We start from the raw sequence: 24,626 nt of genomic DNA on the forward strand, positions 1-24,626 counted from the left end.
AACGAACGATGTTCGCTGAGATGACTGTAAACGAACGTCGTTCGTCACGCAAGTCGCGGCGTGCCCACGCGGATGGGCGCGCGCAGGACCCGACGGTGGATCGGGCCCCTGAGACAGCTGCCGACGACTGCGCTGGTCGGTGTGACTCTGGGCGCCCCTGGACAACGGCACATGGGCGGGGCGTTCGGTGCGGCGACGGCGGGTTCGGCGTGCTCGGTACGCTTGCGCGGGGCGAGTACTCGCCCGGCGCATGACTCGGAAGGATCCATGTCCAACCTGATCAATCTCGAACAGGTCTCCAAGAGCTTCGGCATCAAACCGCTCCTGGACAATGTCTCGCTCGGCATCCACGCGGGCGAGCGGATCGGTGTCGTCGGCCTGAACGGCGGCGGCAAGACCACCCTGTTGGAGGTGCTGACCGGTCTGGAGCCGCCCGACAGCGGCCGGGTGAGCCGGGTCGGCGGGCTGCGCATGGCGGTGGTGACCCAGCGCGGCGTACTTCCCGTCGGCGCGACCGTCGGATCCGTCGTGCTGGCCGGACTGGCCGATGATGCGATGACCGACGATGTGGCCGAACACGAATGGGCCTCGGATTCGCGCATCCGCTCGGTGATGGAAGGCATCGGGATCGCGGGCCTCGGCCTGGATACCTCCATCGACAATCTCTCCGGCGGCGAGCGCCGCCGCGTCGCACTCGCCGCCGCACTGGTTCGCGACCTGGATCTGCTCGTCCTCGACGAGCCGACCAACCATCTCGATGTCGAGGGCGTGCAGTGGCTGGCCCAGCATCTGCTCGAGCGCCGCAGCGCCCTGGTCGTGGTGACCCACGATCGCTGGTTCCTCGACACCGTCGCCACCGACACCTGGGAGGTCGTCGGCGGCAAGGTCGAAAGTTATGAGGGCGGTTACGGCGACTGGATTTTCGCGCGTGCCGAGCGGGCGCGGCAGGCCGATGCCTCCGAGGCCAGGCGTGCGAATCTGGCGCGCAAGGAGTTGGCCTGGTTGCGCCGCGGCGCGAAGGCGCGCACCTCCAAGCCGCGCTATCGGGTGGAGGCGGCCGAGGCGCTGATCGCCGACGTGCCGCCGCCGCGCGATAGCGTCTCGCTGGCCGCCTTCGCGCGAAAGCGCCTGGGTCGCGTCGTCATCGAGCTCGAGGACGCCACCCTCACCACCCCGGACGGTCGAGAGTTGGTGCGCGACTTGACCTGGCGTCTGGCGCCGGGGGAGCGAGTCGGCCTGGTCGGTGTGAACGGCTCCGGCAAGACGACCCTGCTACGCACGCTGGCCGGTGCCGTCGAACCCGCTGCGGGCAAACGCATTCAGGGCCAGACGGTTCAGATCGGTTGGCTACGTCAGGAACTCGACGACCTACCCACCGACCTGCGGGTGTTGGAGGCGGTACAGCAGATCGCGCAGCGAATCATGCTGGGCGATAAGGAAATTTCCGCGGGCCAGCTGGCCGAGCGCCTCGGCTTCACCCCGGCCCGTCAGCGCACCCCCGTCGGCGACCTATCCGGTGGCGAGCGCCGCAGGCTGCAACTGACCCGAATCCTGATGTCCGAACCGAATGTCCTACTCCTCGACGAGCCGACCAACGACCTGGACATCGACACCCTGCAACAACTGGAAGACCTGCTCGACAACTGGGCGGGCACGCTGGTCGTGATCAGCCACGACCGCTATCTGATCGAGCGCATCTGTGACTCCACCTGGGCCCTGTTCGGCGACGGAAAGCTCACCAATCTGCCCGGCGGCATCGATGAATACCTGAGAAAGCGCGCCGCATCGAGCTCCGCCACAACGCGATCCAGCGATGCCAAGCCCGCCGAAGCCCCCGCCACCGACTCGGCCACCTACCGCGCCGCGCGCAAGGAGCTGGCCAAACTCGAGCGCACCATCGACAAACTCACCGAACGCGAACAGCGTCTGCACATCGCCCTAGCTGACGCCGCCACCGATCCGGACAAACTCATCACCCTTGGCGCGGAGCTGAAACAGATCCTGGCCGAAAAGGAATCCGCCGAGGAGCGCTGGCTGGAGCTGGCCGAGACTACTTAGATCCCATCGACGGTAGTCAGATGGTCGCTCCATACCCCACCAGCAACCACCATTCGACTCCCCCGAGAACGCAACCACAGCCAGTGGGGCTGGCCAGCTGACTGCCGAAGGTAGTCCGGGTACGGCGCGCCCAGAAACCCATCGAAACGAGTCAAATGGTTGCTCGAAACCCCACCGGCAACCACCATTCGACTCGGCTCGACGGCGCGCGAGCTAGCTGGTGCCGGAGACGCGCCCGTCTTGGACGACAACCGGCAGGCAGGTCTGCACGAAGTCCGCACCGAAGCCGGTGAGCGCGATGCTGCGGTAGTACACCTTGGTACCGAAACCGGAGCGCTTCAACACTTCTCGGACCGGGGATTGGGCCTCGAGCAGCTGGTAGCGGTTCGGATTGCCCACCGGTTCCTTGACGAATTCGATCAGGCCGAGGCGGCGCAGGTTGGGCAGGTATTGCTGGATGCGGTTGGGGAAGCGCAGGCCCGCGTGCTCACCGATCAGGTTGAGTCCGGAGAGGATTCGCTCGACTCCGATGCCGCGCGGTCGTCCGGCGCGGATATCGATCGAGGGCTGGGGGCCGTCGAGGTGCAGGAAGCGCAGGATGCGCGCCTCATCGGGGGTCAGCTCCTCGAGCATGTGCGCGAAGGCGGGGTGGGTTTCGTGGTGCTCGCCCTGCGTGCTCGCCGACAGCCGCAGCAGCGCCGCGCCTTGCTCACGCAAAGTGGGAAGGGCATCGGGCGTTGGCTGTTCGGGCGTGGCTGGCAGCCGCAATGCCCGCCGCACCGCGTCACGAACCTCGGCCTCCGCCTCGGCGAGTACCTCACGTGGAGGATTTCCGGCGATACTGCCGCGCACCACCGTGGCCCCGACCCCGAGGGCGGTGTCGATGCCCCATGCGGTGACTCCGGCCGCGGCGCTTACCGCGACTCGGGCGACTCCGGTGGTCGCCCGAACCGTCTTGCGCACGGAGTTGGGCTGCCGCTTCGGCTCGACCGCGCTGACCGGCAGCCGTGCGATCTCGGATGACTCGGAAGTTCTTGCGGTTTCGGCCACTTCGGACTGCTCGGTTCGCTCGGAGCCCCGCCCGGTGGCCCGCAGATCGTCGCCGCCAGCTTCCGTCATAGCCATGTTGTCGCCACTCCCGTTCCGAAGATCAGGATGTGAGCGTATCCGGCGAAGAGCCCCAACACGCCGCCATGCAGAAAAAGGAGCCATTCGTCCTGTTTGATGGCCGATCGCAGCATATCCACGAAGTCGGGGGGCGATAGCGCCGACATCTGTTTGGCGATGTAGTCGTTGATCTGCCTACCCTGCTGGACATTGAAGTCCGGATCCGCGAAGGCGATCGGCGCGATGGACATCGCCTCGGTGGTCAGCGTCGACTGCAGCGAGTCGTATTCCCGGCTGCCGAGCATGAACTTCACCGCCGGTCGCGCCGGGCCGAGCGCCCGGTCCGCGGCGGGGCGCAGCGTGTCCTCGAGCATCTGCATGGTTCGGTCCGAGCGCGGCCCGTTCAGCAGCTCGTCCCCGATATTGGCCACGGTCATCACCTGACTGGACACCAATTCCGCGTAGCCGTCGGTGATTTCGAGTTGCCGCTTGATCAGCAGACCCTGCCGCCACGGGCACCACCACTTCGGGTACGCGGGCGCGAAGATCATATTCAGGCCGATCCAGTTGACCACCCAGCCGATGATGACGCCGCCGACCGGCAGCACCACCAGCGTGGACCAGCCGGTCGCATGCAAAACGGCGACCAGCACCACACCCATCGGCGCGCCGAAGTAGAAACCGAAGTTCTGCATGAAGCGCAGTTCCTTGGCGCCGAGCACCTGGAAAAGGGTGTTGAGCAGATGCGGACGCGCCTGGAAATAACGGATGACCATCTGCTTGACGTCCAGCAGCTGATCGATATTGGCGCCCAATTCCTCGGTCAGCTCGCGCAGAATATCGGGCAGCTGCTGGCGGACCCGTGCGTGAATCATGTCGCGCACCCCGGTCGGCAAGTTGTACCAGAGTTGCGGATGTTCGCGGCGCAGGATTTCTTCGACTATGTCCTTGATCTGCGCGTCGGCGATAGTGGCGAGGTGTTCGGCGAGCTTGTCCGGTTCCAGTTCGCGATAGAAGTCGGCGACGCTGCCGAGTTTCGCCAGGCCCTTGTCGACCGCGATGCTCGCCATTTTGTCCGCGCGCGAGGGCACGATGCCCTGCCAGCCGATTCGGCCGTCGTAGCTCAGCAGCGGCAGCACCTGAATTCGCTTGGGCAGGAAGGGAAACAGTGCGCGCAATCCGGGTAAACGAATACCGTGGAAGGCGACCGGCTTGAACAACATCAGGATGCCGGTCCAGTTGGTGATGTAACCGATGACGCCAGTGAAAAGGGGGATAGTCACTAACTCCAGGAGGACCGTCGGATGAATACCGAAAACACTCTCCAACACGACACCCTCCTGCCGATATACCGGTGACCGCCGCCTCACCGGCAACCCAAACTAGCACCCGGTCGGCAGACGAACCCTACTGTGCGGCCGAGAAGCCCGCGAGTGTCTCGGGCCCAGCGTGGATTGTCTGAGACATCAGTCACACTGTGTGTCCAGAATGTCGTAGTGTCAACCAGCGCCGGAGACAATGGCGACCATCACGCGTCCGACAGCAGGGGTCGGCGTGTTTCGCTGGCCCAATCGGCTCACGGTAACGCCGACCTGGAAGGCTGGCGGGCAATAATCTGTGGGCGTATTCGTTCACTTGGCAATACATCGGAGAGAACGTGACAGACGACAGGACCGGACAGGACATAGCCCGGGCCGGTTCCCGCTCGGTGGAGCGCAGCTCGGATGTCGAACAGCGGCAGATCAGCAATGAGGCAAGGCTGATTCGCGGTGTGTTCCGAGCGGCGGGGCTTGCGGCGGGCACCGTGGTGCGCGGCAGTCAGTGGGCCGTCGAGACGACCTATGAGGTGACCAAGGAGATCACCCAGGCCGCGCTCGACGGTGAGTCGTCGGCGGATATCGCCGAGCGAACCGGTAATGCGTTGCGCTCCATCGCGCGCAGCGCGCTCGGCGTCACCGAGGGTTCGGTGCGCGAAATCGTCAGCTACGTACCGACTTCCAACGGCGCGGCGCAGCCGGCGGCGATCGGCCTCGGCGCGCCGCTGCACTCGGCCAGCAGCGAAGAGCTGCGTCGCCGCGGCGATGCGCTGCTCGCCCGCTCGGCCGATGTCTACTTCACCGACGACGTGCACCCGGCCTATGACCGGATCCTCGACGAACTGGCTCCGGATGAGGCGCGCATTCTGCGTTTCATGGCATTGAACGGTCCGCAGCCGACGGTCGATGTGCGCACCAATCGTCCGCTCGGCATCGGATCGGAATTGGTGACCGGTGATCTCACTTCGGTACCGGAACAGGCCGGCGTGCGTTATCCGGACCGCGCCCGCACCTATCTGATCAACCTCAATCGCCTCGGCCTGACCCAGGTTTCCGATGATCCGGTGGTGCTCAGCCGGTACATGGTGCTCGAGGTGCAGCCGGTGGTCGAGGCGGCGCTGAAGAAGGCCGGACGGGCGCCCAAGATCGTGCGCAAGAGTCTGCGGCTGACCGAATTCGGCAGCGACTTCTGCAACACCTGCTTCACCATCGGGAACTGACCCGAACGCCTGGACCGCCGATTTCGGCTCGAAGTGATAGCAATCTGATACAAATCTCCCAATCTCTGTAGCGCGGCGGCTTCGAATGGGATTGTTGAGTTATGGACCGGGATGCTGTGTCAGCGATCAGTCGCCTGAAGTTCAGGTATCTGCGCACCCTCGACACCAAGTCGTGGGATGAATTCGCGGACACCATGATCCCGGAGGCGACCGCCACCTACAGCGAATACCTGTCGTTCGAGTCACGGGACGCGTTCCTGGCGTTCATGCGCAACACCCTCGGTCCGCACGTCATCACCGAGCACCGATGCGACCATCCGGAGATCGATGTCGACGGCGATACCGCCACCGGCACTTGGTATCTCGCCGACACCGTGCTGATACCGGCACACAATATGCTGCTGCGCGGCGCGGCGTTCTATACCGATCGCTACGTCCGCTGCACGGACGGTCGCTGGCGCATCGCGCATACCGGATATGAGCGCACCTACGAGGTGGTGCTCTCGCTCAGCGATCTGCCGAGCCTGCGGTTGACATCGAGTCGCTGGGGTCTGATCGCGCGCGAGGACGGCATCGCGTCGGTCGAACGCAATCCCGGCGCCGCCCCGCCGCGGCGGGAGTCCATGCCGGAGGCGGCGGAGCCCGAGGCCGGTTGAGCGCATCGGCCCGAGCGTCGACTCCGGCTAGTCCGCCGTCGCGACGAGTGGCTCGAGCGTGAGCTTCGGATGCTCCTTCTCGATGTACTGCAACCGCCACTTGTCGCTGAACAGCGCCAACAGCACCCCGTCGGAGCGGGTGAACACCTCGACCCCGCGCTGTCGATCGAGTTCGGCCATCGACTCCGCATCGGTGCGCCGGGCCAGCGTATAGGGCAGGTGCTCCATATGCGTCTCGACATTGAACTCCGCGAGCATCCGCGCGGTGACCACCTCGAACTGCATCGGACCGACCGCCGCGAGCACGGGTGAAGCATCACCGCGCGCGTCATTGCGCAAAACCTGCACCACGCCTTCGGAATCGAGCTGGTCGACCGCCTTGCGGAACTGCTTGTACTTACCCGCACTCTGCGCCCGCAGCACCGCGAAATGCTCCGGTGCGAAGGACGGGATCGGCGGGAACTCCACCTTCTTGTCCACGAACAGCGTGTGCCCCGGCGCCAGTGCGGTGGCATTCACGAGGCCGACCACATCGCCCGGGTAGGCGGTGTCGACCGTCGACCGTTCCCGGCCGAAAACGGTGAGCGCGTATTTGGTCGCGAACGGCCGACCGGTCTGGGCGTGCGTGACGACCATCCCGCGCTCGAATTCACCGGAGACGATCCGCATGAAGGCGAGCCGATCCCGGTGTGCCGCATCCATTCCGGCCTGCACCTTGAATACGACCGCGCTGAACGGATCGGTGGTGTTGCGCTGCGTGCCGCCGATATCGGCGCGCGAGCCGGGTGCCGGTGCCAACGCGACCAGTGTCTCCAGCAGTTGTCGCACACCGAAATTCAGCATCGCGGAGGCGTAGATGACCGGAGAGGTCTGCCCGGCCAGGAACATCTCCTGATCGTGGTCCTGCCCGGTGGCCGAGAGCAGTTCGCTCTCCTCGGCGGCGGTCGTCCACGCCTCACCCTCACGGGCCTCGGCCGATTCCGGATCGATCGATTCCTCCGGCGCGATGGTCGCGCCACCCGCGGTCCGGGTGAAGTGGATGTATTCGACGGCCGCACCTTCCGGGCCGCGACGCAGCAGGCCGCGGAAGTCACCGGCGATGCCGACCGGTAGGAACAGCGGCGTGGGGGTGAGGCCGATCCGCTCGCTGATCTCGTCGAGCAGTTCCAGCGGCGCGCGGCCCGGACGGTCCCATTTGTTGATCACGGTGATGACCGGAATGCCGCGATGGCGACACACCTGGAACAGCTTCAGCGTCTGCGGCTCCAGGCCTTTGGCGGCGTCGATGAGCATGACCGCTGCGTCGACGGCAGTGAGCACGCGGTAGGTGTCCTCGGAGAAATCCGAGTGGCCGGGGGTGTCGACCAGGTTGATGACGTTATCGATATCGGAGCCCGCGGCGCGGTAGTTGAACTGCAACGCGGTCGAGCTGACGGAGATACCGCGCGCCTTCTCCATTTCCATCCAGTCCGACACGGTGGACTTGCGTCCGGCCTTGCCGTGGATCGCGCCCGCCTCGGAGATCATTCTGGCGTGCAATGCCAGCGCCTCGGTGAGCGTCGACTTGCCCGCGTCGGGATGGGAGATCACCGCGAATGTGCGTCGCCGGGCGACCTCGGCGGACAACCCACGCGGGGCGGGCGTGACGACACCCTCAGTGGAGGCGGTCAACTGCAACAACCTTTCAGACGGCCGATCGGCAACCGCTCCAGCGTACGCGACCGGGGTGACGGCAATCCGGCCAGTCCGAGCACCCGATTCAGCTGGACATAAACACTTGCGCTATGGTGTTCGGGTTGTCTCGGCGAGGGTGACCGCAGACGTAATGCGTTCACCGTGATCGACGCGGCTCGGCTCTCGGCCGTCCTCGTTCGGTCTTCGCCCGACGAGTAGACCAACCATTTGCCAGGGGGGAACTGTCCCTGGCGCACTGTTGACAGCCCGGAAGAGCCGTAGGGAGTAGATCCAGTCATGTCCGACGCCAACCTTCTCGAAGCCGCCGTCCGCACGGAGTTCGGCAAGGGCGCCGCCCGCCGCACCCGTCGCGCGGGCAACGTACCCGCCGTGCTGTATGGCCACGCCGCCGACCCGCAGCACCTCTCGCTCAACGCCCAGGCCTTCGCCGCCATCCTGCGCGAGCACGGCACCAATGCGGTGCTGAACCTCGTCATCGACGGCAAGAAGCAGCTCGCGCTGACCAAATCCGTTGTGGTGCACCCGATTCGCCGTTACATCGAGCACGCCGACCTGCTGATCGTCAAGCGTGGCGAGAAGGTCACCGCCGATGTGAACATCACGCTGACCGGTGAGCCCGGCCCGGCCACCCTGGTCACCCAGGAATCCACCACGCTGTCAATCGAGACCGACGCGATGAATATCCCGGAGGCCATCGAGGTCTCGATCGAGGGCATCGAGGCGGGCACCCAGATCACCGCCGGTGGGATCACGCTGCCGAAGGGGGTCACCCTGGCCGGTGACCCGGAGGCCCTGATCGTCAACATCATCGCCGCCCCGGCCTCCGCGCAGGAGACCGAGGAGGCCGCCGCGGCCGCCGCCGAGGCCGAGAGCGCCGAGTAAGAACCCCGGATCTGGTCGATGACCGAATCCTCGACCGGGCCCGCGCTCGTGGTCGGACTTGGCAACCCAGGTCCCGAGTACGAGCGCACCCGGCACAATATCGGCTTTCTGGTCGCCGACGTGCTCGCACAGCGCGTCGGCGGCCGTTTTGCTGTGCACAAGAAGTCCGGTGCGGATCTGCTGCAGGCCCGGCTGGACGGGCGTCAGGTATTGATCGCCAAGCCGCGCTCGTTCATGAATCTGTCCGGGCGTCCGGTCGCGGCTCTGGCGAAATTCTTCTCGGTGCCGCCGACCGAGGTGATCGTCGTGCACGACGAATTGGATCTGCCGTTCGGGCAGGTCCGGCTCAAGCGCGGCGGCGGCGAGGGTGGGCACAACGGGTTGCGTTCGGTCTCCAGTGCCCTGACCACCAAGGACTATCTGCGCACCCGCATCGGCATCGGCCGTCCGCCGGGTCGCCAGGACCCGGCGGACTATGTGCTCAAACCGTTTTCGTCGGTGGAGCGCAAGGAAGTGCCGGTGATCGTCGAACAGGCCGCGGACGCTGTCGAACTGCTACTGCGGGTCGGGCTCGAACCGGCCCAGAACCAACTGCACTAGGCCGAATTCGACTGCGGCTCAGTGCAAGTGGATCGCGGTGGCCGAGCGGCGCAGCTTGCCCGAGGAGGTTTTGGGCAGGGCGCCGGGGCCGAGGACGGCGACGGTGCGAGGGCGAGCGCCGACCTCGGAGAACACCGCGTGCACGATTTCGCGTTCGATGCGCTTGACCTCGTCGGCGTTCTGGTGATCGTTGCTTTCCACTACCACGGCGAAGCTTTCGCGTTTCTCACCCGCGTCCAAGCGGACCGCGACGGCGTTGCCGGGACGCACACCCGTCACGCGCATGGCGGCACGCTCGATATCGGTCGGATAGATGTTGCGGCCGCCCATGATGATGACGTCCTTGATCCGGCCGCACACCACGATCAGACCCTCATCGGTGAAGTAGCCGATATCGCCGGTATCGAGCCAGCCGTCCGCATCCTGTGCCGGGCGGAACCCGTTGACCGTGACATAGCCGGAAGTGACCGCGGGACCGCGCAATTCGATCACGCCGACGGAACGGGTCGGCAGCGGTTGACGCTCGGCATCGACGACGCGACCCTCCAGATTGTCGACCAGATAGCCGAGCGTCGGCATGCGGCGGACATTGCCGTGGTGATCGTGGGCGGGCACGGCCTTGCCGAGCGCCTCCAGCAGGTCGGCATCGATGACATCGAGGATCTGTCCGTGTCCGGGATCCGGAACCGATACGGCCAGTGTGGTTTCGGCCATGCCGTAGACCGGAGTGAGCGCCATCGGATTGAGCCGGAAGCGTTTGCCCGCCGCGGCCAACGACTCCATGGTGTCCGGATCGACGGGTTCGGCACCGTTCCACATATAGCGCACGCTGCTGAGATCGTAGGCGCCGTCCTCGGCCTGCTTGAGTCGGCGGGCCAGCAGTGAGTAAGCGAAATTCGGTGCCGCGGTGACGGTGCCGCGGTACTTGTCGATCAGCTCGGCCCACAGCAGTGGACGCATCAGGAAGTCGATCGGCGTCACGCAGACCACTTCGGCGCCGAATTGCATCGGAACGCTGAGGAATCCGACCATTCCCATATCGTGGAACAGGGGCAGCCAGCTGATCATCACATCGTCGTCGAGCTGGAACTTCACCCGATCGAACATGGCGTAGGCGTTGGTGTAGAAGTTCCCGTGCGTGATCCGCACCGCCTTCGGCGATCCGGTCGAACCGGATGTCAACTGCTGCAACGCGGTATCGGTCTCGACGGTCGGCACCGGATCGGTCTCCGGGCTCTCGCGCAGCTGATCGATGCGCACCACGGTGATGCCGCGTTCGCGCAGCAGCGGTTCGGCGGCCTCGAAGGGCGCGCCGAGTACCACCGCACGCGCCTCGATCATCGTCAGCACGGTCTCGGTATCGCGGGCCCAGACCACCAGATCCGTGCGCGGAGTGGGTTGATGCAGCATGGTGATCGACGCGCCGCGCATCCAGATGCCCTGACAGGCCGGTGCGATATCGACCGGCATCCCGGCCAGCACGCCGACGGCGTCACCGTGGTCGATACCGGCCTCGGCGAGTCCGCCCGCCATCCGCCGTGCGATGCGATGGATCTCGCCCCAGGTCTGCCGAAACGGCGCGTTGGGCTCCCCGGTCACCAATCCGCGACTCGAGGTTTGTGCCGTTGCGTACATCTCGTCGGTGAACCTGCTCAAAGTCCAACTCCCTTGTCACCCCGATGCGGTGGCCGGACATGGGTGACCGGCCTGCTCCCCAACTATCCCGCCAATTCGTCCCCGCGTTAACCATTCCGAGGTCTGTGTCCGTGTCGTGGGGCGTTATGGGCGATTTCAGAAAGTGGCGGCGTAGCGATCGACGTAGTGTCGGCCGGAGCGGTCGGCCAATTCCCGCATCAGTTCGTCGGTCGCGGCGCGGACCTGACACGTGGGCTGCGGGTAGTAACGCGGCGTGCCGAAGCTGATGTGTACCTTTCCGAAGCGCGGCAACCGGCACCCGCGCGGATTCACCTTGTCGGTGCCGGAGAGCACCACCGGAATGACCGGAGCGCCGGTGGCCGTGGCGACACGCAGTGCGCCGGTGCGGCCGCGGTAGACGCGGCCGTCGGGGGAGCGGGTGCCCTCCGGGTGAATGGCCCAGACGTCACCGGATTCCAGGATTTTGGTGGCGGCGGCCAGTGCGTCCGCGGCGGCGGTGCCGCCGGAGCGGTTCACCGGGACCTGACCCGCGACGGTGAAGAACCAGCGCTTTAATCGGCCCTTGAACCCGGTCCCGGTGAAGTACTCCTGCTTGGCGAGGAAGGTGACCCGGCGCGGCAGGGCCAGCGCGAGATACATCGAATCGAGCATCGCGAGATGGTTGGCCGCGATGATCACCGGTCCGGTGCGGGGTACGTGCCGCAGCCCTTCCACTTCGGGGCGGCCGAGCAGCCGCAGCAGCGGGCCGAGCAGAACGTACTTGAACAACCGGTACCACACATGAGCCTCCGAGAAAGTTGTCGTAGACAATGTCTACCAAAGAGCGTAGACATTGTCTACAGATAGTGAATTTCTACGTATGTGACGCGGTCGGGAAGAAGTGAGCCATGAGCGCCGTAGACAATGTCTCCATGAGCGAGCCGTTGCGAGAACGATTGGTCGGCGCCGGGGTCGACATGCTCGAGGAGGTCGGTGCGGCCCAGTTGGGTCTGCGTGCGATCACCCGTGCGGCCGGGGTCTCCCACGGTGCGCCACGCAGGCACTTTCCGACGCACCGCGCCCTGTTGGCCGCCATCGCCGCACGCGGTTTCGCCGATCTCATCGAGCGGTTCGCGAAGGTGGAGGTGGGCGCGAGCACGCCGAGGGAACATCTGGAACGGATAGCCGCGGAGTACGTCGAATTCGCGGGCGAGCGCCCGGAAATGTTCACGCTCATGTTCCGCCACGACCTACTGGAGGGGTCCGGCGAGAACCTCCGCGGGATCACCCTGCCGCTGTTCGAGCGCTTCGCCGCGCTGGTCGCTGCGGCCGCGCCGACCGTCATCGACCCGAGGGCCGTCGCCATCGCACTGTGGACCAACTTGCATGGCATCGCCGCCCTCCAGGCCAACCGCAGTCTGCGCCTCGTCGGCCCGGCAACGGCGACCCCCGCTCTCGTCTCGCAAGTTCTCGCACTGCACCTGGCCCGAAAGCCGTAGGTCCGCTCGGCAGCGATCGACTACACATCAGCGGTCGCACACCCGACCGCGTACTGCGCATACCGAATACCCTGTGCGAGATAGCCACTACTTATCCGATCCGAGCCTCAACGGCGGGGCGGGAGTGGGATTCTCGCCAAGTCCGTGGCGGTGACGATCTCACCGGTGAAGTGCTGCGCCGCTTCGGTGCGGTGGGCGTCGAGGTCGCGGTAGCGCTGGGAGAAGTGGGTCAGCACCAGGGTGCGCACACCGGCTTCGGTGGCGACGCGGGCGGCTTGGCCCGCGGTCAGGTGGCCGTATTCCTCGGCGAGCTGGGCATCGGCGTCCAGGAAGGTCGCCTCGATCACCAACATGTCCACGCCCGATGCGAGAGACAGCACGCCTGGGCACAGACGGGTGTCCATCACGAATGCGAAGCTCTGACCCGGCCTCGGCTCGCTGACCTCGGCCAGTGTGATTGTGCGCCCGTCGAATTCGATACTGCCCGTGCGCTGCAGTTGTCCGACCGCAGGGCCGTGCAGGCCGGATGCGGCGAGCCGCTCCGGCAGGATGCGCACACCGCTCGGTTCGGTGAGCCGGTAGCCGAAGGTGTCGACCGGATGCGACAGTGCGACCGCCTCGACGACGAACGGTGCGCCGGGTGCGTCCAGGGCGCCGGGATCGGCGATCGGATGCGGCCGGAGCTCGACGGTGCGATAGAACGAGCTGGCATTGCTCAGCCGGTCGAAGAACGCCTCACCCGACGCGGGGTAGTACACGTCGACCGGATGGGCGACCTTGTCCAGATTGATCCGCTGGATGATGCCGGGTAGTCCGAGGCAGTGGTCGCCGTGGAAATGCGTCACCGCGATCCGGGTGATATCGGTGACCGACACGCCCGCGTACGTCATCTGCCGCTGGGTGCCCTCGCCCGGATCGAAGAGGATGCCCTCCGCACCCCAGCGCAGCAGATAGCCATTGTGGTTGCGCTGCTTGGTCGGAACCTGACTCGCGGTACCGAGGACGACCAGTTCGCGGGGTGACATCTACAGCGCCGCGAGCGCGCCGACGAACCGGTCCAGCTCCTCGAAACTCACGAAGCAGTGCGGCGAGGCGCGCACCACCGAATCCAGGCCACGGGCGGTCATATCCAGCAGCGTAGAACTGGCATGGCTGGCCGTCACCGTAATATTCTGTGCCGCAAGGCGATCACGCACCTCGACGGCGGATTTCCGGTCGACGGTGAAGGAAACGATGCCGCTGTGTCGAATCCCGATGTCGCGCACCGTGACCCCGTCGATCTCCGGCAGTGACTTGCGCAGATGTTCCGCGCGGACCGCGATCGCTTCGTAGACATCCTCCGGACCGAGCTCGAGCAGATACCGCACGGCCGCACCGAGACCGAGCCGCGCCGCGACATCGCATTCCCAGAATTCGAAGCGACTCGCATCGGGCACGAGGTCGTACTCCTGCGGGCCGGTCCACTGCGCACTGTGCAGGTCCAGTCGCTGCGGTTCCATCGATGCGGCCAATTCCGGTCGCACATAAAGGAATCCGGTGCCGCGCGGCCCGCGCAGCCACTTGCGGCCGGTGACCGAGAGCGCGTCGACATCGAGTTCGGCCACATCGATCGGCAGCTGTCCGGCCGACTGGCAGGCATCGAGCAGCACCAGCGCGCCGACCGAATGCGCGATCCTGGTGGCGTCGGCGGCCGGGTTGACCAGACCGCCATTGGTCGGGGCGTGCAGCACCGACACCAGCTTGACCCGTTCGTCGACCATATCGGCGAGCGCGTCGAGGTCGATCTGTCCGCTGCCGTCGCTGGGAATCTGTTCGACCACCGCACCGGTCGCCTTGGCGCGCTGGAGTGCCGCAATGGCATTGCTCGCATAGTCGGCGCCGGAGATGAGGATGCGGTCGCCGGGTGCGAGTGGTACCGAATAGAAGAAGTCGGCCCACGCGCGGGTCGCGCTGTCGCTGAGCGCGATGCTGGTCGGATCGGCGTTGATGAGTCGTCCGATATCGGTTTTCACCGCGGCGAGATCGTCGAGTCGCTCGTTTGCCGCGCGGTAGCCGCCGATTTCGGCCTCGCGTCGGAGATGCGCCACAACGGTATCGACGACGACTCGGGGCGGTAACGAGGAGCCCGCGCTGTCGAGGAAGACCAGATCGGATCCGGTGCCGTAGCCCGGTATGTCGGCACGTACACGATTCTCGTCGAGCATGGCCTCGACAGTATCGCCGAAATCGGCGGATTGGGCCGTCGCACGAGTCGGCGCAGGTCCCGGGCCGTGCTGCGCGAGTCCCCGCTGTGCATGACCACGAATTCAGATTCTTGTCACATTTCTTGTCGGTGCCCCTCGCTACGCTGGTTTGGGTCGCTGCACTGGAATACGCCCGGCATCCACGGCGATACAGAACTACCCGAACAACGACCGGCGGCGCATACGCAGCACAGCCCCGGTTACCCGGTTTCACACGGTGGAGGTTGGTATGGCGGTCACGCTCGAACATCCGGAGCGGGTGATAGCGCTGGCGCACGGCGAGCTGTCCTCACGCGCCGCGGCCGAGGCCTATCTCGAAAAAATCTGCTTCAAGCTGGGACCACCGACGCTCATCGGCGCCGAACTGGAGTGGCTCACCGTGCAGGGTGAGTGTTCGTCGTCCGGCCCGTCGGCCGCCCCCCGCCCGCAGCTGGCTGCACTCGCAGATGCCCTCGGACCCTATGCACCGCGGTCCATCGCCCCCGATTCACCGGCACTTCCGTTGCCAGGGGGCAGCCGGGTCACTCTCGAACCCGGCGGTCAGATCGAACTCTCCAGCGCCCCGTTCGCCGCTGCCGCGCAGTTGTGCGAGGGTCTGCACGCCGACGCTCGGATGCTGCGGGATCTGCTCGAATCCCGATCCATCCGCACCGTCTCCGGCGCCGCCGATGCGCATCGCCGCCCGAAACGGGTGCTGCGGTTACCGCGCTATCGCGCCATGGAACGGTCCTTCAGCGGTATCGGCCCCTTCGGCAAATTGATGATGTGCAATACCGCCGCGACGCAAGTCAGCGTCGATGCCGGTGCCGACCGTGCCGAGGTCACCGCCCGGTGGAATGCGCTGTACGCGGTCGGTCCCGCGCTACTGGCCGCCTTCGCCTGCTCACCCGAGCTGCACAGCGCGCCGGCGGGTGCCTGGGCATCCCAGCGCATGCGCACCTGGTTGCGTCTCGACCACGCCCGCACCCGTCCCGCGGTGGAGTCCTGGCCGGATCCGGTCACCGGCTATGCGCGCTGGGCCCTGGATGTCCCGCTGCTGTGCGTTCGCCGCTCCGATGGCGTATCCGACAACGGCAGCGACACCGGTTGGTCAGCACCGCCGGAGGCGACCTTCGCGGACTGGTTGTCCGGTGCGTTGGACGACGAGATCGGCCGACGGCCCGATGTCGGCGATCTCGACTATCACCTGACCACGCTGTTCCCGCCGGTGCGAGCCGCCGGACACCTCGAGGTCCGCTATCTGGACGCTCAGCCCGATAACGACTGGACCGTCCCGATCCATGTCTTCGATGCCCTGCTGTCTTCTCCCGCGGTCGTCGCCGAGGCGACGGCGCTCGCCGCGCCACTCGCGGGCCGCTGGCTCGATGCGGCGCGCTGTGGGTTGGCCGATCCGGAGATCCGTGGTGTCGCGGTCGAATTGCTGAGCCTGGCCGCGGCACACGCGACGAGTCCGGTGGCGGCGCGTGAGATCGAATCCGCGGCCGAACGATGTCGCAGCGCTCGTACCCCGACCGATGAACTCGTTTCGCGCAGTGCGGATCAGCCCGAGGACCATCCGTGACCGTGGCGCCGCAGCCTCGAGTCGCCGACCAGAACGAGTTCGGGAGATACCCATCGTGACCATTCAGTACCCCGCAACGGATCATTCCGGCACCGAACAATTGCGTGACCGGATCGCCGAAGTGCTCACCCGCGCAAGGGATCGCACCATCGGCCTCACCACCCTCGATGAAGCAGAGCTGGTCGCACAGCATTCGCGACTGATGAGCCCGCTCGTCTGGGATCTCGCCCATATCGGCAATCAGGAAGAGCTCTGGCTGGTCCGCGATGTCGGCCGCCGCGAAGCGGTGCGCGCCGATATCGACGAGCTGTACGACGCCTTCAAACACGCTCGCGCCAATCGCCCCGAACTGCCGCTGCTCACCCCGACCCAGGCCCTCGGCTACGTCGGCAGCGTGCGCGACAAGGTGTGGGATGTATTGGAAACCAACGCTTTACGCGGCGACCCGCTGGTCGACGGTGGTTTCGCATTCGGCATGATCGCTCAGCACGAGCAGCAGCACGACGAAACCATGCTCGCCACCCATCAGTTGCGCACCGGTCCCGCTGTGCTCTCCGCACCCGACGCGCCATCGACGGCCGCTCCGGTCGGTGGCGAAGTCGTCATTCCCGCAGGCGAATTCACCATGGGCACCTCAACCGACCCATGGGCACTGGACAATGAGCGCCCGGCGCATCCGGTGTATGTGCCCGCCTTCGCCATCGATGTCGCACCGATCACCAACGCGCAGTACCAGGCTTTCATCGCCGACGGCGGCTACCAGCGGCCCGAGCTGTGGTCCGAGCGCGGTTGGGCGCACCGGCAGCAGGCGGGCCTGGTGGCGCCGCAGTTCTGGGAGTGCGATCCGGCCGGGCACTGGTGGCGTCGGGGATTCGGTGTGATGACGCCGGTGCGTCCGCAGCAGCCGGTGGTGCATGTCTGCTGGTTCGAGGCCGAGGCCTACGCCAACTGGGCCGGCAAGCGCCTGCCCACCGAGGCCGAATGGGAGAAGGCGGCGCGCTTCGATCCGGAGACCGGCGCATCCCGCCGCTACCCGTGGGGCGATACCGAACCCGATTCCGCCACCGCGAATCTCGGTCAGCGGCATCTGGAACCCGCCGAGGTCGGTGCGTATCCGGCCGGTGCCTCCCCGGCCGGTGTACATCAGCTCATCGGCGACGTATGGGAGTGGACCGCATCGGGTTTCGAGGCTTATCCGGGCTTCCGCGCCTTCCCGTACGCCGAATACTCCGATGTGTTCTTCGGCGGCGACTACCGAGTCCTGCGCGGCGGCTCCTTCGGCACCGATCCGGTCGCCTGCCGCGGCACCTTCCGCAACTGGGACCACCCCATCCGCCGCCAGATCTTCTCCGGCTTCCGCCTGGCCCGCGACCTGCGAAAAGGCGAGGGCGAGTGAGGATATCGATGGTGGCCGCGCCGAATCCGATCGGCGGACAGTCGGCCGCTTTCCTGCGACGGTCGAGCGGTGTTACGGCGCGGCGCGTGCTCGGCGGGGGTGGGCGCTGATGTGTCGTCAACTCGGGTACGTCGGCCCGCCGGTGCGCGTGGGCGACATGTTGACGCTCGGTTCGCATTCCCTGCGGACCCAGGCGTGGGCGCCCAAGGATATGCGCGGGGGCGGGACGATCAACGCGGATGGGTTCGGGGTGGCCTGGTGGCGTGACCAGGATGGCGTGACCGTCAGCCGGTATCGCAACTGCGCGCCCATCTGGACCGATCCCGCGGTGGAAGAGGTACTGCCGCAACTGGAGTCGTGGGCCGTATTGGCCGCGGTTCGCTCGGCGACCATAGGTATGCCGGTGGAGCGGACTGCCTGTGCACCGTTCACGCACGGTCGGTGGGCATTCAGCCATAACGGCGTGGTGCCCGATTGGCGGCGGGCGCTCAGCGCGGTCGCCGAGGAATTCGGCTCCACCGCAACCGAACTCGGCGCCGACCAGCTGTTCGACTCGGTGCGATTGCTGGAGGCCGAATCCGCGACAGATTCGGCGACGCTCTGGGTGCTGCTGCGCGGTCTGCTCTCGACCGACACGCCCGATGGTTCATGGGCGGCGGCACCGGCGGCATTGAGTCTGCTGGTCGCGGCCGTACTGGCCCAAGCGCCGGGCGCTCGACTGAACTTCCTGCTCGGTGACGGCAAGCAGTTGTGGGCGACCACCGTCTACCACTCGCTATCCGCCCTGGTCACCGATGATTTCGCCATCCTGTCCTCGGAACCCTTCGACGACGACCCGCGCTGGCAGCCGATACCGGATCGCCAGCTGGTCAACGCACGTCCTGGCGCGTTGTCCGTCACACCCCTCCTCGACGTTCCAAGCACGAAAGGCTCGCTCCTATGACCGCACCGACGCTGGAGATCCATCTATCCGAAGACGACCTCACCTCGGCGTTGCGCACGGATGCCAGGCTCGGCCTCACCGCCGACCCGAAGTGGTTGCCGCCCAAGTGGTTCTACGACGCCCGAGGCAGTGAACTGTTCGAGCAGATCACCGAGCTGCCCGAGTACTATCCGACCCGCACCGAACGCGCGCTGCTGGAGCGGGTCGTCGGCGAGATCGCCCGCACCGCACAGGCGCAGGTCCTTGTCGAACTCGGGTCGGGCTCGGCCGCCAAGACCCGGCTGCTGCTATCCGCGCTTACCGCCGAGGGTCCGCTGAAAACCTATGTTCCGCAGGACGTCTCGTCCTCGGCGCTGCGGGCCGCCGCCGCGGAGATCGCGGCGGAGTTTCCCGGCCTCGCGGTGCACGGTGTGGTCAGCGATTTCACCGACACCCTGCACAATCTGCCGCGTGGCGGCCGCCGGATGATCGCCTTCCTCGGCGGCACCATCGGCAACCTCGTCCCCGCCGAGCGGGCCGAATTCCTGTCCAGCATCCACGAGGTGCTCGAGCCGGGTGAGCAGCTGCTGCTCGGCGCGGGCCTGGTCATCGATCCCGCCGTCCTGGTGCCCGCCTATGCCGACGCGGCCGGTGTCACGGCCGAATTCAACCGAAATGTATTGCATGTCTTGAACGGTCGCCTCGACGCCGATTTCCAGCCGGATAAGTTCGAACACGTCGCCGTCTGGGATACCGAACGCGAGTGGATCGAAATGCGCCTGGAGGCCACCGAGGATATGACCGTGACGCTCCGCGAACTGGACCTCACTGTCCAGTTCGCCCGTGGCGAGCAGATGCGCACCGAAATCTCGGCCAAATTCCGCGTCGACGGACTCGACGCCGAACTGGCCGCAGCCGGATTCGGGACCGAACAGGTCTGGACCGATCCGGACGACCGCTTCGCCCTGGTCCTCGCCGCCCGCAGTTAAGTCCGAGCGGGCGCACCACTGACCACCGCGCCCAACCAATCGATGAAGGGCCGCATCGTCTCCCAGGCGGTGCGGACCTCCTTCGCGGCGCGGGGTTTGTCCAACCAGGCGGGTGCGCCGTATTCCTTACTGCAGGTCAGCGATTTGTGCCGGAGCAGATCGATGCGCGGATGGTCGGCGTCGTAACCCTTCGGTTTGGTCTTCAGCTGCTCGCCGCCGATGGTGAATCCGGCCTTGGTGAGCTCGGCCAGGATCGCCTCCAGCTCCGGCCCGCGGACCTCGTCATCGATGGTGGCGCGCAACTGGGCGATCTGGGCGGGGGAGCCCGCATAGAATCCGCCGCCGACGAAGAGTCCGGCCGCACTGATCTGCACATACCAGCCCGTACCCGGGGCCACGCTGACCACCGCGCCCTGCGCCGTCTTGTAGGGCACCTTGTCCTTGCTGAAGCGCACGTCGCGGTACGGCCGGAAAATCTTGGCGGTTCCGAAGTCCGCCTCCAATTCCGCGGTGAGCGCGACCATCGGTGCCTTGACCGCCTCCTCGTAGACATCCTTGTGCGCGGTCCAGAAGGCCTTCGAGTTATCGGCTTCCAGATCCTCGTAGAAGTCCAGCCCCGCGAGTGGGAACCCACCGAATCGACTCATGCGGACCACGCTAGCCGGATATCCGGCCCATGGTCATTCGGAGTCCGGGATCATGCTGCCGCTGAAGACGGCGTAGACGAGGATGAGCCCGATGACCAGGGAAATGGCCGACGCGAAGGCGGCCCATTTGCCGAGGGATTCGCCCTTTTTGTGGCCGATGATGCCGAGGATGATGCCCACCGGGCCGAATAGGTAGGGGCAGAACAGCAATGAGATGCCCGCACAGACGAAGCCGATGATCGAGAGCGTCTGGGAACCCGATCGTGGTTCCGGCGTCGGGTAGGGGCGTCCGGCGTAGGCGGGGTAGCCGCCGTCTGGGGTTTCCGGGGTGGCGTCGGTGATCGGCGGATAGACGGTGCCGGGCTGATCTTGGTCATAGCGTGCCGCGGCCGAGTCATTCAACGGTTCCTGTTGCGCCGACTCCGGCGGCGACGGCTGTACGACGAGATCTGGTGCGGTTTCGGCGGCCGCCCGCTGCCCCGGTGTCTGCGCGGCGGGTTCGACGGGTGGCGACTCCCACGGTCCGCCGGCGGCCGGAGCGGCCCGAGCCGCATCCGAGGATTCGAGCGGCTCGGATTCGCCGACCGGTTTCTCGGGCGACGTATCGCCTCGCTCGGATCCCTGCTGCGGCGTGCTCATCGAACTCTCCTGTCGGCGGGGAGCGGGCTATAGGTCGGAATCGTCGACGATCTCCATCGCGGCGACCTCGGCTGGGCGCTCGTCCTCTTCGGCGAGTTCGGCTGCCTTACGATGACGGGTCCACTCCTGTCGGAGTTCATCGTCGATGCCGAGTCGGCCGTCATCCTCATTTTCGTGATAGCGAATGCGCAGGTCATCGGGGGGATCCTCGACATTTCGCCGGTATGCGCGGATCTCGTCTTCCTGGTCGTCGTCCCCCATGTCCATATCGAGCGGGTCACGGTCCATACCCCCAGTATCCCCCTCGACATCGGCGGCAAACGAGATCCGGGGCGTTCGAAACCGTTCAGCTGAAGCCGCCGATGAACCCGACGAAGGCGATCACCAGGATGACCGCGATCGCCAGCACCGCACCATTGGTGATGGCCGCCCACTTGCCCAGCGATTCGCCCTTGTTGTGGCCGATGATGCCGAGGACGATGCCCGCCGGTCCGGTGATCACGATCGGCAGCCCGCAGAACATCACCACCGACAGTACGGTCGCAGCCAGGCACGAGAAGCTGATGATCGAGAAGATCGGAACATCGGATTGCCGTGGCGGAATGTAGGGCTGGTACGGGTAGCCGGGGTAAGCACCGGGCGCTTGCGGATAACCGGGTTGTCCGACGTACGGACCGGCTTGCGGGTAGCTCGGCGGATACGGGGGCGGTGGGTAGGCAGTGGGCTGCGGATAACCTGCGGGCGGGGTATACGGTGCGGCGGTTTCCGGCGAGAACTGTTGTCCCGGTTGATAAGTCGGCCTCGGATCGCTGCCTGGCTCCGCCGACCAGACCTCGGTCGCGTCCACGGTGTCCTGCGGCGGTTCGGCGGGCGGTGTGTCCTGCGACTTCCCGAGATTGATATGCGGTTCCGAATCCGACATGGCACGCCCCCTGTTTGTCATCCTTATCCGCCATGGGTACCACGCCGCGGCGACCCTCACAAACAGAAAAGTCGCGGCCCGGATCCGAATCCGAGCCGCGACGAAGTGTGCGGTTCAGGCGTTGCCGTTGAAAAGTCCGGTGACCGAACCGTTCTCGAAGACCTCGCGAATCGTGCGCGCCAGCAGCGGCGCGATCGAAAGCACGGTCAGCTGCGGGAACTTCTTCTCCTCGCTGATCGGCAGCGTATTGGTGACCACGACCTCCTTGGCGCCACAGCTGGCCAGGCGCTCGGCGGCCGGATCGCTCAGCACGCCGTGCGTCGCGGCGATGACCACATCACCGGCGCCGGCCGCCTTGAGCACCTTGACGGCGCCCGCGATGGTGCCACCGGTGTCGATCATGTCGTCGATCAGGATGCAGGTGCGGCCCTCGACCTCACCGACCACGCGGTTTGCCTTGATCTGGTTCGGCACCAGCGGGTCGCGGGTCTTGTGGATGAACGCCAGCGGCGAGCCGCCCAGCGAGTCGGCCCACTTCTCCGCGACACGCACGCGACCGGAATCGGGGGAGACCACGGTGATGTGCTCGAGGCTGTAGTTGTTGCGCACGTACTCGGCCAGCTGCAGCTGCGCGTGCATGTGATCGACCGGGCCGTCGAAGAAACCCTGGATCTGATCGGTGTGCAGGTCGACGGTGATGATGCGGTCCGCGCCCGCGGTCTTGAGCAGATCGGCGACCAGGCGGGCGGAGATGGGCTCGCGGCCGCGGTGCTTCTTGTCCTGACGGGCGTACGGGTAGAACGGCAGCACCGCGGTGATCCGCTTGGCCGAACCGCGCTTGAGCGCGTCGATCATGATCAGCTGCTCCATCAGCCACTGGTTCAGCGGAGCCGGAAAGCTCTGCAGCACAAAGGCGTCCGAGCCGCGCACGGACTCCTCGAACCGGACGAAGATCTCGCCGTTGGCGAAGTCGCGCGCGGTCTGCGGGGTGACGTGGACGTCGAGTTCCTTGGCCACCTGCTCGGCCAGCTCAGGATGGGCGCGTCCCGAGAAGAGCATCAGGTTCTTCTGGTTATCGATCCATGACGCGGTCACTGCTGTTTGCCATCCTTTTGCTCGATTGCCTGACCCGACATCTCTTTGCTCGCGATGGCTTCCGCCGCCGCCCGTGCCGCGTCCGTCCCCGGACGGTTGCGCTGCACCCAGCCCTCGATGTTTTTCTGTGGACCACCTGAAACCGCGAGTGCCCCCGGCGGAACGCTTCTACGCAGCACAGTACCCGCCGCCGTATAGGCGCCGTCACCCACCGTCACCGGTGCGACGAACATGGTGTCGCTACCGGTCCGCACATGCGAGCCGACCACGGTGTGATGCTTTTTCACACCGTCGTAATTGACGAAAACGCTGGAGGCGCCGATGTTGCTGTGCTCGCCGATGGTGGCATCGCCGACATAAGTGAGGTGCGGCACTTTGGAGTGCGCGCCGATCGATGCGTTCTTGGTTTCGACGAATGCGCCGAGCTTGCCGGAATCGCCGACAACGGTGCCGGGGCGCAGATAGCTGAACGGCCCGATATTCGCGCCGGGACCGATCACGGCCTGATCACCGTGCGTGCGAATAACATGCGCGCCATTGCCGACGATGACATCGGTGAGCGTGGAATCCGGTCCGATCACGGCGTCCTCACCGATGACGGTGCCGCCGAGCAATTGCACACCGGGCCGGATTTCGGCGTCCCTGGCGATTTTCACGCTCGCGTCCACCCAGGTGGTCGCGGGATCGATGATCGTGACCCCGGCGCGCATATGCCGTTCCAGGATGTAGCGGTTGAGGGTGCGCGCGGCCTGCGACATCTGCACCCGGTCGTTGACGCCGGTGACCTTGGCCGAATCGAGCAGCCGTGCGCCGTGCACCGGGTGTCCGGCCTCGCGGGCCAGCCGCAGCACATCGGTCAGGTACAGCTCGTGCTGGGCGTTGGCGGTGGACAGGCGTCCGATCATGGTGCGCAGCACGGTCGCGTCGAAGGCGTAGACACCCGAGTTGACCTCGGTGATCGCCGACTGCGCCGGGGTGGCGTCGGCATGTTCGACGATTTCGGTGACCTGGCCGTCGGCATCGCGGACGATGCGGCCGTAGCCGTTCGGGTCGTCCGGTTCGAAGGTCAGCACGGTGACCGCGGAACGTTCGGTGTAGCTGCGGTGCTCGTCGAGCAGCGCGGACAGCGTGTGCCCGTCGAGCAGCGGCACGTCCGCGGAGGTGACCAGCAGGTCACCGGTGAAATCTTCGGGAACCGCCGCGAGCGCGCACTGCACCGCGTGGCCGGTTCCGAGCTGTTCTTCCTGGATGGCGGTGCTGATGTCGCGGCCGAGGTCGGCGGCGACTGCGGCGACCGCGGCGCCGACTTGTTCCCGATCGTGTCCTACCACGGTGATGAGGAACGCGGGGTCGATCTCGTTGGCCGCATGCAGCGCGTGCGCGAGCATGCTTCGACCGGCCAGCGAATGCAGCACTTTAGGAGTCTTCGACCGCATTCGCGTCCCGGCACCGGCTGCGAGAACGACGACGGCGGTCTGCTGTGGCATGGATCTCCCTCGGCTGCCTGTCATCGTGCTTGGGGCTGTCGTCGTGCTTGGTCAGCG

General features: G+C 66.1%; 23 protein-coding genes. 10 read left to right on the forward strand and 13 right to left on the reverse strand.

Annotated elements, in window-relative coordinates:
- Positions 1–267: 267 nt before the first annotated feature.
- The gene (locus ACQP1T_RS05915) at positions 268–2,058 is read left to right on the forward strand and encodes an ABC-F family ATP-binding cassette domain-containing protein (RefSeq protein ID WP_433758920.1); all 1,791 of its coding nucleotides are present in this window, start codon (positions 268–270) and stop codon (positions 2,056–2,058) included.
- Positions 2,059–2,271: 213 nt separating this feature from the next.
- Here ACQP1T_RS05915 and ACQP1T_RS05920 read toward each other — a convergent pair whose 3' ends face one another.
- Entirely contained in the window at positions 2,272–3,177 is a 906-nt protein-coding gene (locus ACQP1T_RS05920) for an Abi-alpha family protein (RefSeq protein WP_433758921.1), read from the reverse strand.
- A complete protein-coding gene (locus ACQP1T_RS05925) occupies positions 3,174–4,448 on the reverse strand; it encodes a DUF445 domain-containing protein (protein WP_433758922.1) in 1,275 nt (424 codons plus the stop codon). The genes ACQP1T_RS05920 and ACQP1T_RS05925 overlap by 4 nt, the downstream gene beginning before the upstream one ends.
- A gap of 374 nt (positions 4,449–4,822) precedes the next feature.
- Between ACQP1T_RS05925 and ACQP1T_RS05930 the strand changes: the two genes are divergently transcribed.
- On the forward strand, positions 4,823–5,701 hold the full coding sequence (locus ACQP1T_RS05930; protein WP_433758923.1) for an Abi-alpha family protein: 879 nt from the start codon (positions 4,823–4,825) through the stop codon (positions 5,699–5,701).
- A gap of 101 nt (positions 5,702–5,802) precedes the next feature.
- Complete coding sequence (locus ACQP1T_RS05935; RefSeq protein ID WP_433758924.1) at positions 5,803–6,357, forward strand: nuclear transport factor 2 family protein; 555 nt, start codon at positions 5,803–5,805, stop codon at positions 6,355–6,357.
- Positions 6,358–6,384: 27 nt separating this feature from the next.
- Here the strand turns inward: ACQP1T_RS05935 and ACQP1T_RS05940 are convergent, their stop codons facing one another.
- Positions 6,385–8,028 carry a peptide chain release factor 3 gene (locus ACQP1T_RS05940; RefSeq protein ID WP_433758925.1) on the reverse strand — a complete coding sequence of 548 codons (1,644 nt, stop codon included), beginning with the start codon at positions 8,026–8,028 and terminating at the stop codon, positions 6,385–6,387.
- A 300-nt stretch (positions 8,029–8,328) separates the two neighbouring features.
- Between ACQP1T_RS05940 and ACQP1T_RS05945 the strand changes: the two genes are divergently transcribed.
- Both ACQP1T_RS05945 and pth read left to right on the forward strand, forming a co-directional pair.
- Positions 8,329–8,934 (forward strand): 50S ribosomal protein L25/general stress protein Ctc, encoded by a 606-nt coding sequence (locus ACQP1T_RS05945; protein ID WP_433758926.1) that lies wholly within the window; start codon positions 8,329–8,331, stop codon positions 8,932–8,934.
- A gap of 18 nt (positions 8,935–8,952) precedes the next feature.
- Entirely contained in the window at positions 8,953–9,534 is a 582-nt protein-coding gene (gene pth, locus ACQP1T_RS05950; RefSeq protein WP_062986458.1) for an aminoacyl-tRNA hydrolase, read from the forward strand.
- Between the two features lie 18 nt (positions 9,535–9,552).
- Here pth and ACQP1T_RS05955 read toward each other — a convergent pair whose 3' ends face one another.
- Both ACQP1T_RS05955 and ACQP1T_RS05960 read right to left on the reverse strand, forming a co-directional pair.
- Positions 9,553–11,190, reverse strand: a complete 1,638-nt coding sequence (locus ACQP1T_RS05955; RefSeq protein ID WP_433758927.1) for a fatty acyl-AMP ligase — start codon at positions 11,188–11,190, stop codon at positions 9,553–9,555.
- Between the two features lie 135 nt (positions 11,191–11,325).
- Entirely contained in the window at positions 11,326–11,970 is a 645-nt protein-coding gene (locus ACQP1T_RS05960; protein WP_433761997.1) for a lysophospholipid acyltransferase family protein, read from the reverse strand.
- A 107-nt stretch (positions 11,971–12,077) separates the two neighbouring features.
- Between ACQP1T_RS05960 and ACQP1T_RS05965 the strand changes: the two genes are divergently transcribed.
- Positions 12,078–12,668: a TetR/AcrR family transcriptional regulator gene (locus ACQP1T_RS05965; protein WP_433758928.1), complete on the forward strand. Its 591-nt coding sequence runs from the start codon at positions 12,078–12,080 to the stop codon at positions 12,666–12,668.
- A 107-nt stretch (positions 12,669–12,775) separates the two neighbouring features.
- On the opposite strand, the gene ACQP1T_RS05970 is transcribed toward ACQP1T_RS05965, so the two are convergent.
- Together ACQP1T_RS05970 and ACQP1T_RS05975 are read right to left on the reverse strand one after the other, a co-directional pair.
- Complete coding sequence (locus tag ACQP1T_RS05970; protein ID WP_433758929.1) at positions 12,776–13,693, reverse strand: ribonuclease Z; 918 nt, start codon at positions 13,691–13,693, stop codon at positions 12,776–12,778.
- A complete protein-coding gene (locus ACQP1T_RS05975) occupies positions 13,694–14,872 on the reverse strand; it encodes an aminotransferase class V-fold PLP-dependent enzyme (RefSeq protein ID WP_433758930.1) in 1,179 nt (392 codons plus the stop codon).
- 268 nt (positions 14,873–15,140) lie between these two features.
- On the opposite strand from ACQP1T_RS05975, the gene egtA reads away from it, so the two are divergent.
- The 4 genes from egtA to egtD all read left to right on the forward strand — a co-directional run bounded on the left by egtA (position 15,141) and on the right by egtD (position 19,779).
- Positions 15,141–16,472, forward strand: coding sequence for an ergothioneine biosynthesis glutamate--cysteine ligase EgtA (gene egtA / locus ACQP1T_RS05980; protein WP_433758931.1), 1,332 nt, complete (start codon positions 15,141–15,143; stop codon positions 16,470–16,472).
- Positions 16,473–16,527: 55 nt separating this feature from the next.
- A complete protein-coding gene (gene egtB, locus ACQP1T_RS05985) occupies positions 16,528–17,868 on the forward strand; it encodes an ergothioneine biosynthesis protein EgtB (protein WP_433758932.1) in 1,341 nt (446 codons plus the stop codon).
- A 109-nt stretch (positions 17,869–17,977) separates the two neighbouring features.
- The gene (gene egtC / locus ACQP1T_RS05990) at positions 17,978–18,811 is read left to right on the forward strand and encodes an ergothioneine biosynthesis protein EgtC (protein WP_433758933.1); all 834 of its coding nucleotides are present in this window, start codon (positions 17,978–17,980) and stop codon (positions 18,809–18,811) included.
- A complete protein-coding gene (gene egtD / locus ACQP1T_RS05995) occupies positions 18,808–19,779 on the forward strand; it encodes an L-histidine N(alpha)-methyltransferase (RefSeq protein WP_433758934.1) in 972 nt (323 codons plus the stop codon). The genes egtC and egtD overlap by 4 nt, the downstream gene beginning before the upstream one ends.
- On the opposite strand, the gene ACQP1T_RS06000 is transcribed toward egtD, so the two are convergent.
- From ACQP1T_RS06000 to glmU, 6 genes are all read right to left on the reverse strand, one after another.
- A complete protein-coding gene (locus ACQP1T_RS06000) occupies positions 19,776–20,426 on the reverse strand; it encodes a DUF2461 domain-containing protein (RefSeq protein ID WP_433758935.1) in 651 nt (216 codons plus the stop codon). The genes egtD and ACQP1T_RS06000 overlap by 4 nt on opposite strands.
- Before the next feature lie 33 nt (positions 20,427–20,459).
- Positions 20,460–21,065: a hypothetical protein gene (locus ACQP1T_RS06005; RefSeq protein ID WP_433758936.1), complete on the reverse strand. Its 606-nt coding sequence runs from the start codon at positions 21,063–21,065 to the stop codon at positions 20,460–20,462.
- 27 nt (positions 21,066–21,092) lie between these two features.
- Complete coding sequence (locus tag ACQP1T_RS06010; RefSeq protein ID WP_433758937.1) at positions 21,093–21,353, reverse strand: hypothetical protein; 261 nt, start codon at positions 21,351–21,353, stop codon at positions 21,093–21,095.
- Positions 21,354–21,411: 58 nt separating this feature from the next.
- The gene (locus ACQP1T_RS06015) at positions 21,412–21,987 is read right to left on the reverse strand and encodes a hypothetical protein (protein WP_433758938.1); all 576 of its coding nucleotides are present in this window, start codon (positions 21,985–21,987) and stop codon (positions 21,412–21,414) included.
- Positions 21,988–22,101: 114 nt separating this feature from the next.
- Positions 22,102–23,082, reverse strand: coding sequence for a ribose-phosphate diphosphokinase (locus ACQP1T_RS06020; RefSeq protein WP_433758939.1), 981 nt, complete (start codon positions 23,080–23,082; stop codon positions 22,102–22,104).
- The gene (glmU, locus tag ACQP1T_RS06025; RefSeq protein WP_433758940.1) at positions 23,079–24,569 is read right to left on the reverse strand and encodes a bifunctional UDP-N-acetylglucosamine diphosphorylase/glucosamine-1-phosphate N-acetyltransferase GlmU; all 1,491 of its coding nucleotides are present in this window, start codon (positions 24,567–24,569) and stop codon (positions 23,079–23,081) included. Before glmU ends, ACQP1T_RS06020 begins: the two co-directional genes overlap by 4 nt.
- Positions 24,570–24,626 lie beyond the last annotated feature (57 nt).

Origin of the sequence: Nocardia sp. CA-135398, assembly GCF_050955845.1 — a bacterium.
Lineage (GTDB): Bacteria > Actinomycetota > Actinomycetes > Mycobacteriales > Mycobacteriaceae > Nocardia.

Coding starts and splice junctions, on each gene's coding strand:
- ACQP1T_RS05970 (WP_433758929.1), bottom strand. CDS start 13,693: ATGTCACCCCGCGAACTGGTCGTCCTCGGTACCGCGAGTCAGGTTCCG.
- egtC (WP_433758933.1), top strand. CDS start 17,978: ATGTGTCGTCAACTCGGGTACGTCGGCCCGCCGGTGCGCGTGGGCGAC.
- ACQP1T_RS05920 (WP_433758921.1), bottom strand. CDS start 3,177: ATGACGGAAGCTGGCGGCGACGATCTGCGGGCCACCGGGCGGGGCTCC.
- ACQP1T_RS06015 (WP_433758938.1), bottom strand. CDS start 21,987: ATGTCGGATTCGGAACCGCATATCAATCTCGGGAAGTCGCAGGACACA.
- ACQP1T_RS05935 (WP_433758924.1), top strand. CDS start 5,803: ATGGACCGGGATGCTGTGTCAGCGATCAGTCGCCTGAAGTTCAGGTAT.
- ACQP1T_RS05945 (WP_433758926.1), top strand. CDS start 8,329: ATGTCCGACGCCAACCTTCTCGAAGCCGCCGTCCGCACGGAGTTCGGC.
- ACQP1T_RS05965 (WP_433758928.1), top strand. CDS start 12,078: ATGAGCGCCGTAGACAATGTCTCCATGAGCGAGCCGTTGCGAGAACGA.
- egtA (WP_433758931.1), top strand. CDS start 15,141: ATGGCGGTCACGCTCGAACATCCGGAGCGGGTGATAGCGCTGGCGCAC.
- ACQP1T_RS05915 (WP_433758920.1), top strand. CDS start 268: ATGTCCAACCTGATCAATCTCGAACAGGTCTCCAAGAGCTTCGGCATC.
- ACQP1T_RS06000 (WP_433758935.1), bottom strand. CDS start 20,426: ATGAGTCGATTCGGTGGGTTCCCACTCGCGGGGCTGGACTTCTACGAG.
- ACQP1T_RS06010 (WP_433758937.1), bottom strand. CDS start 21,353: ATGGACCGTGACCCGCTCGATATGGACATGGGGGACGACGACCAGGAA.
- ACQP1T_RS05975 (WP_433758930.1), bottom strand. CDS start 14,872: ATGCTCGACGAGAATCGTGTACGTGCCGACATACCGGGCTACGGCACC.
- ACQP1T_RS06005 (WP_433758936.1), bottom strand. CDS start 21,065: ATGAGCACGCCGCAGCAGGGATCCGAGCGAGGCGATACGTCGCCCGAG.
- glmU (WP_433758940.1), bottom strand. CDS start 24,569: ATGCCACAGCAGACCGCCGTCGTCGTTCTCGCAGCCGGTGCCGGGACG.
- pth (WP_062986458.1), top strand. CDS start 8,953: ATGACCGAATCCTCGACCGGGCCCGCGCTCGTGGTCGGACTTGGCAAC.
- egtD (WP_433758934.1), top strand. CDS start 18,808: ATGACCGCACCGACGCTGGAGATCCATCTATCCGAAGACGACCTCACC.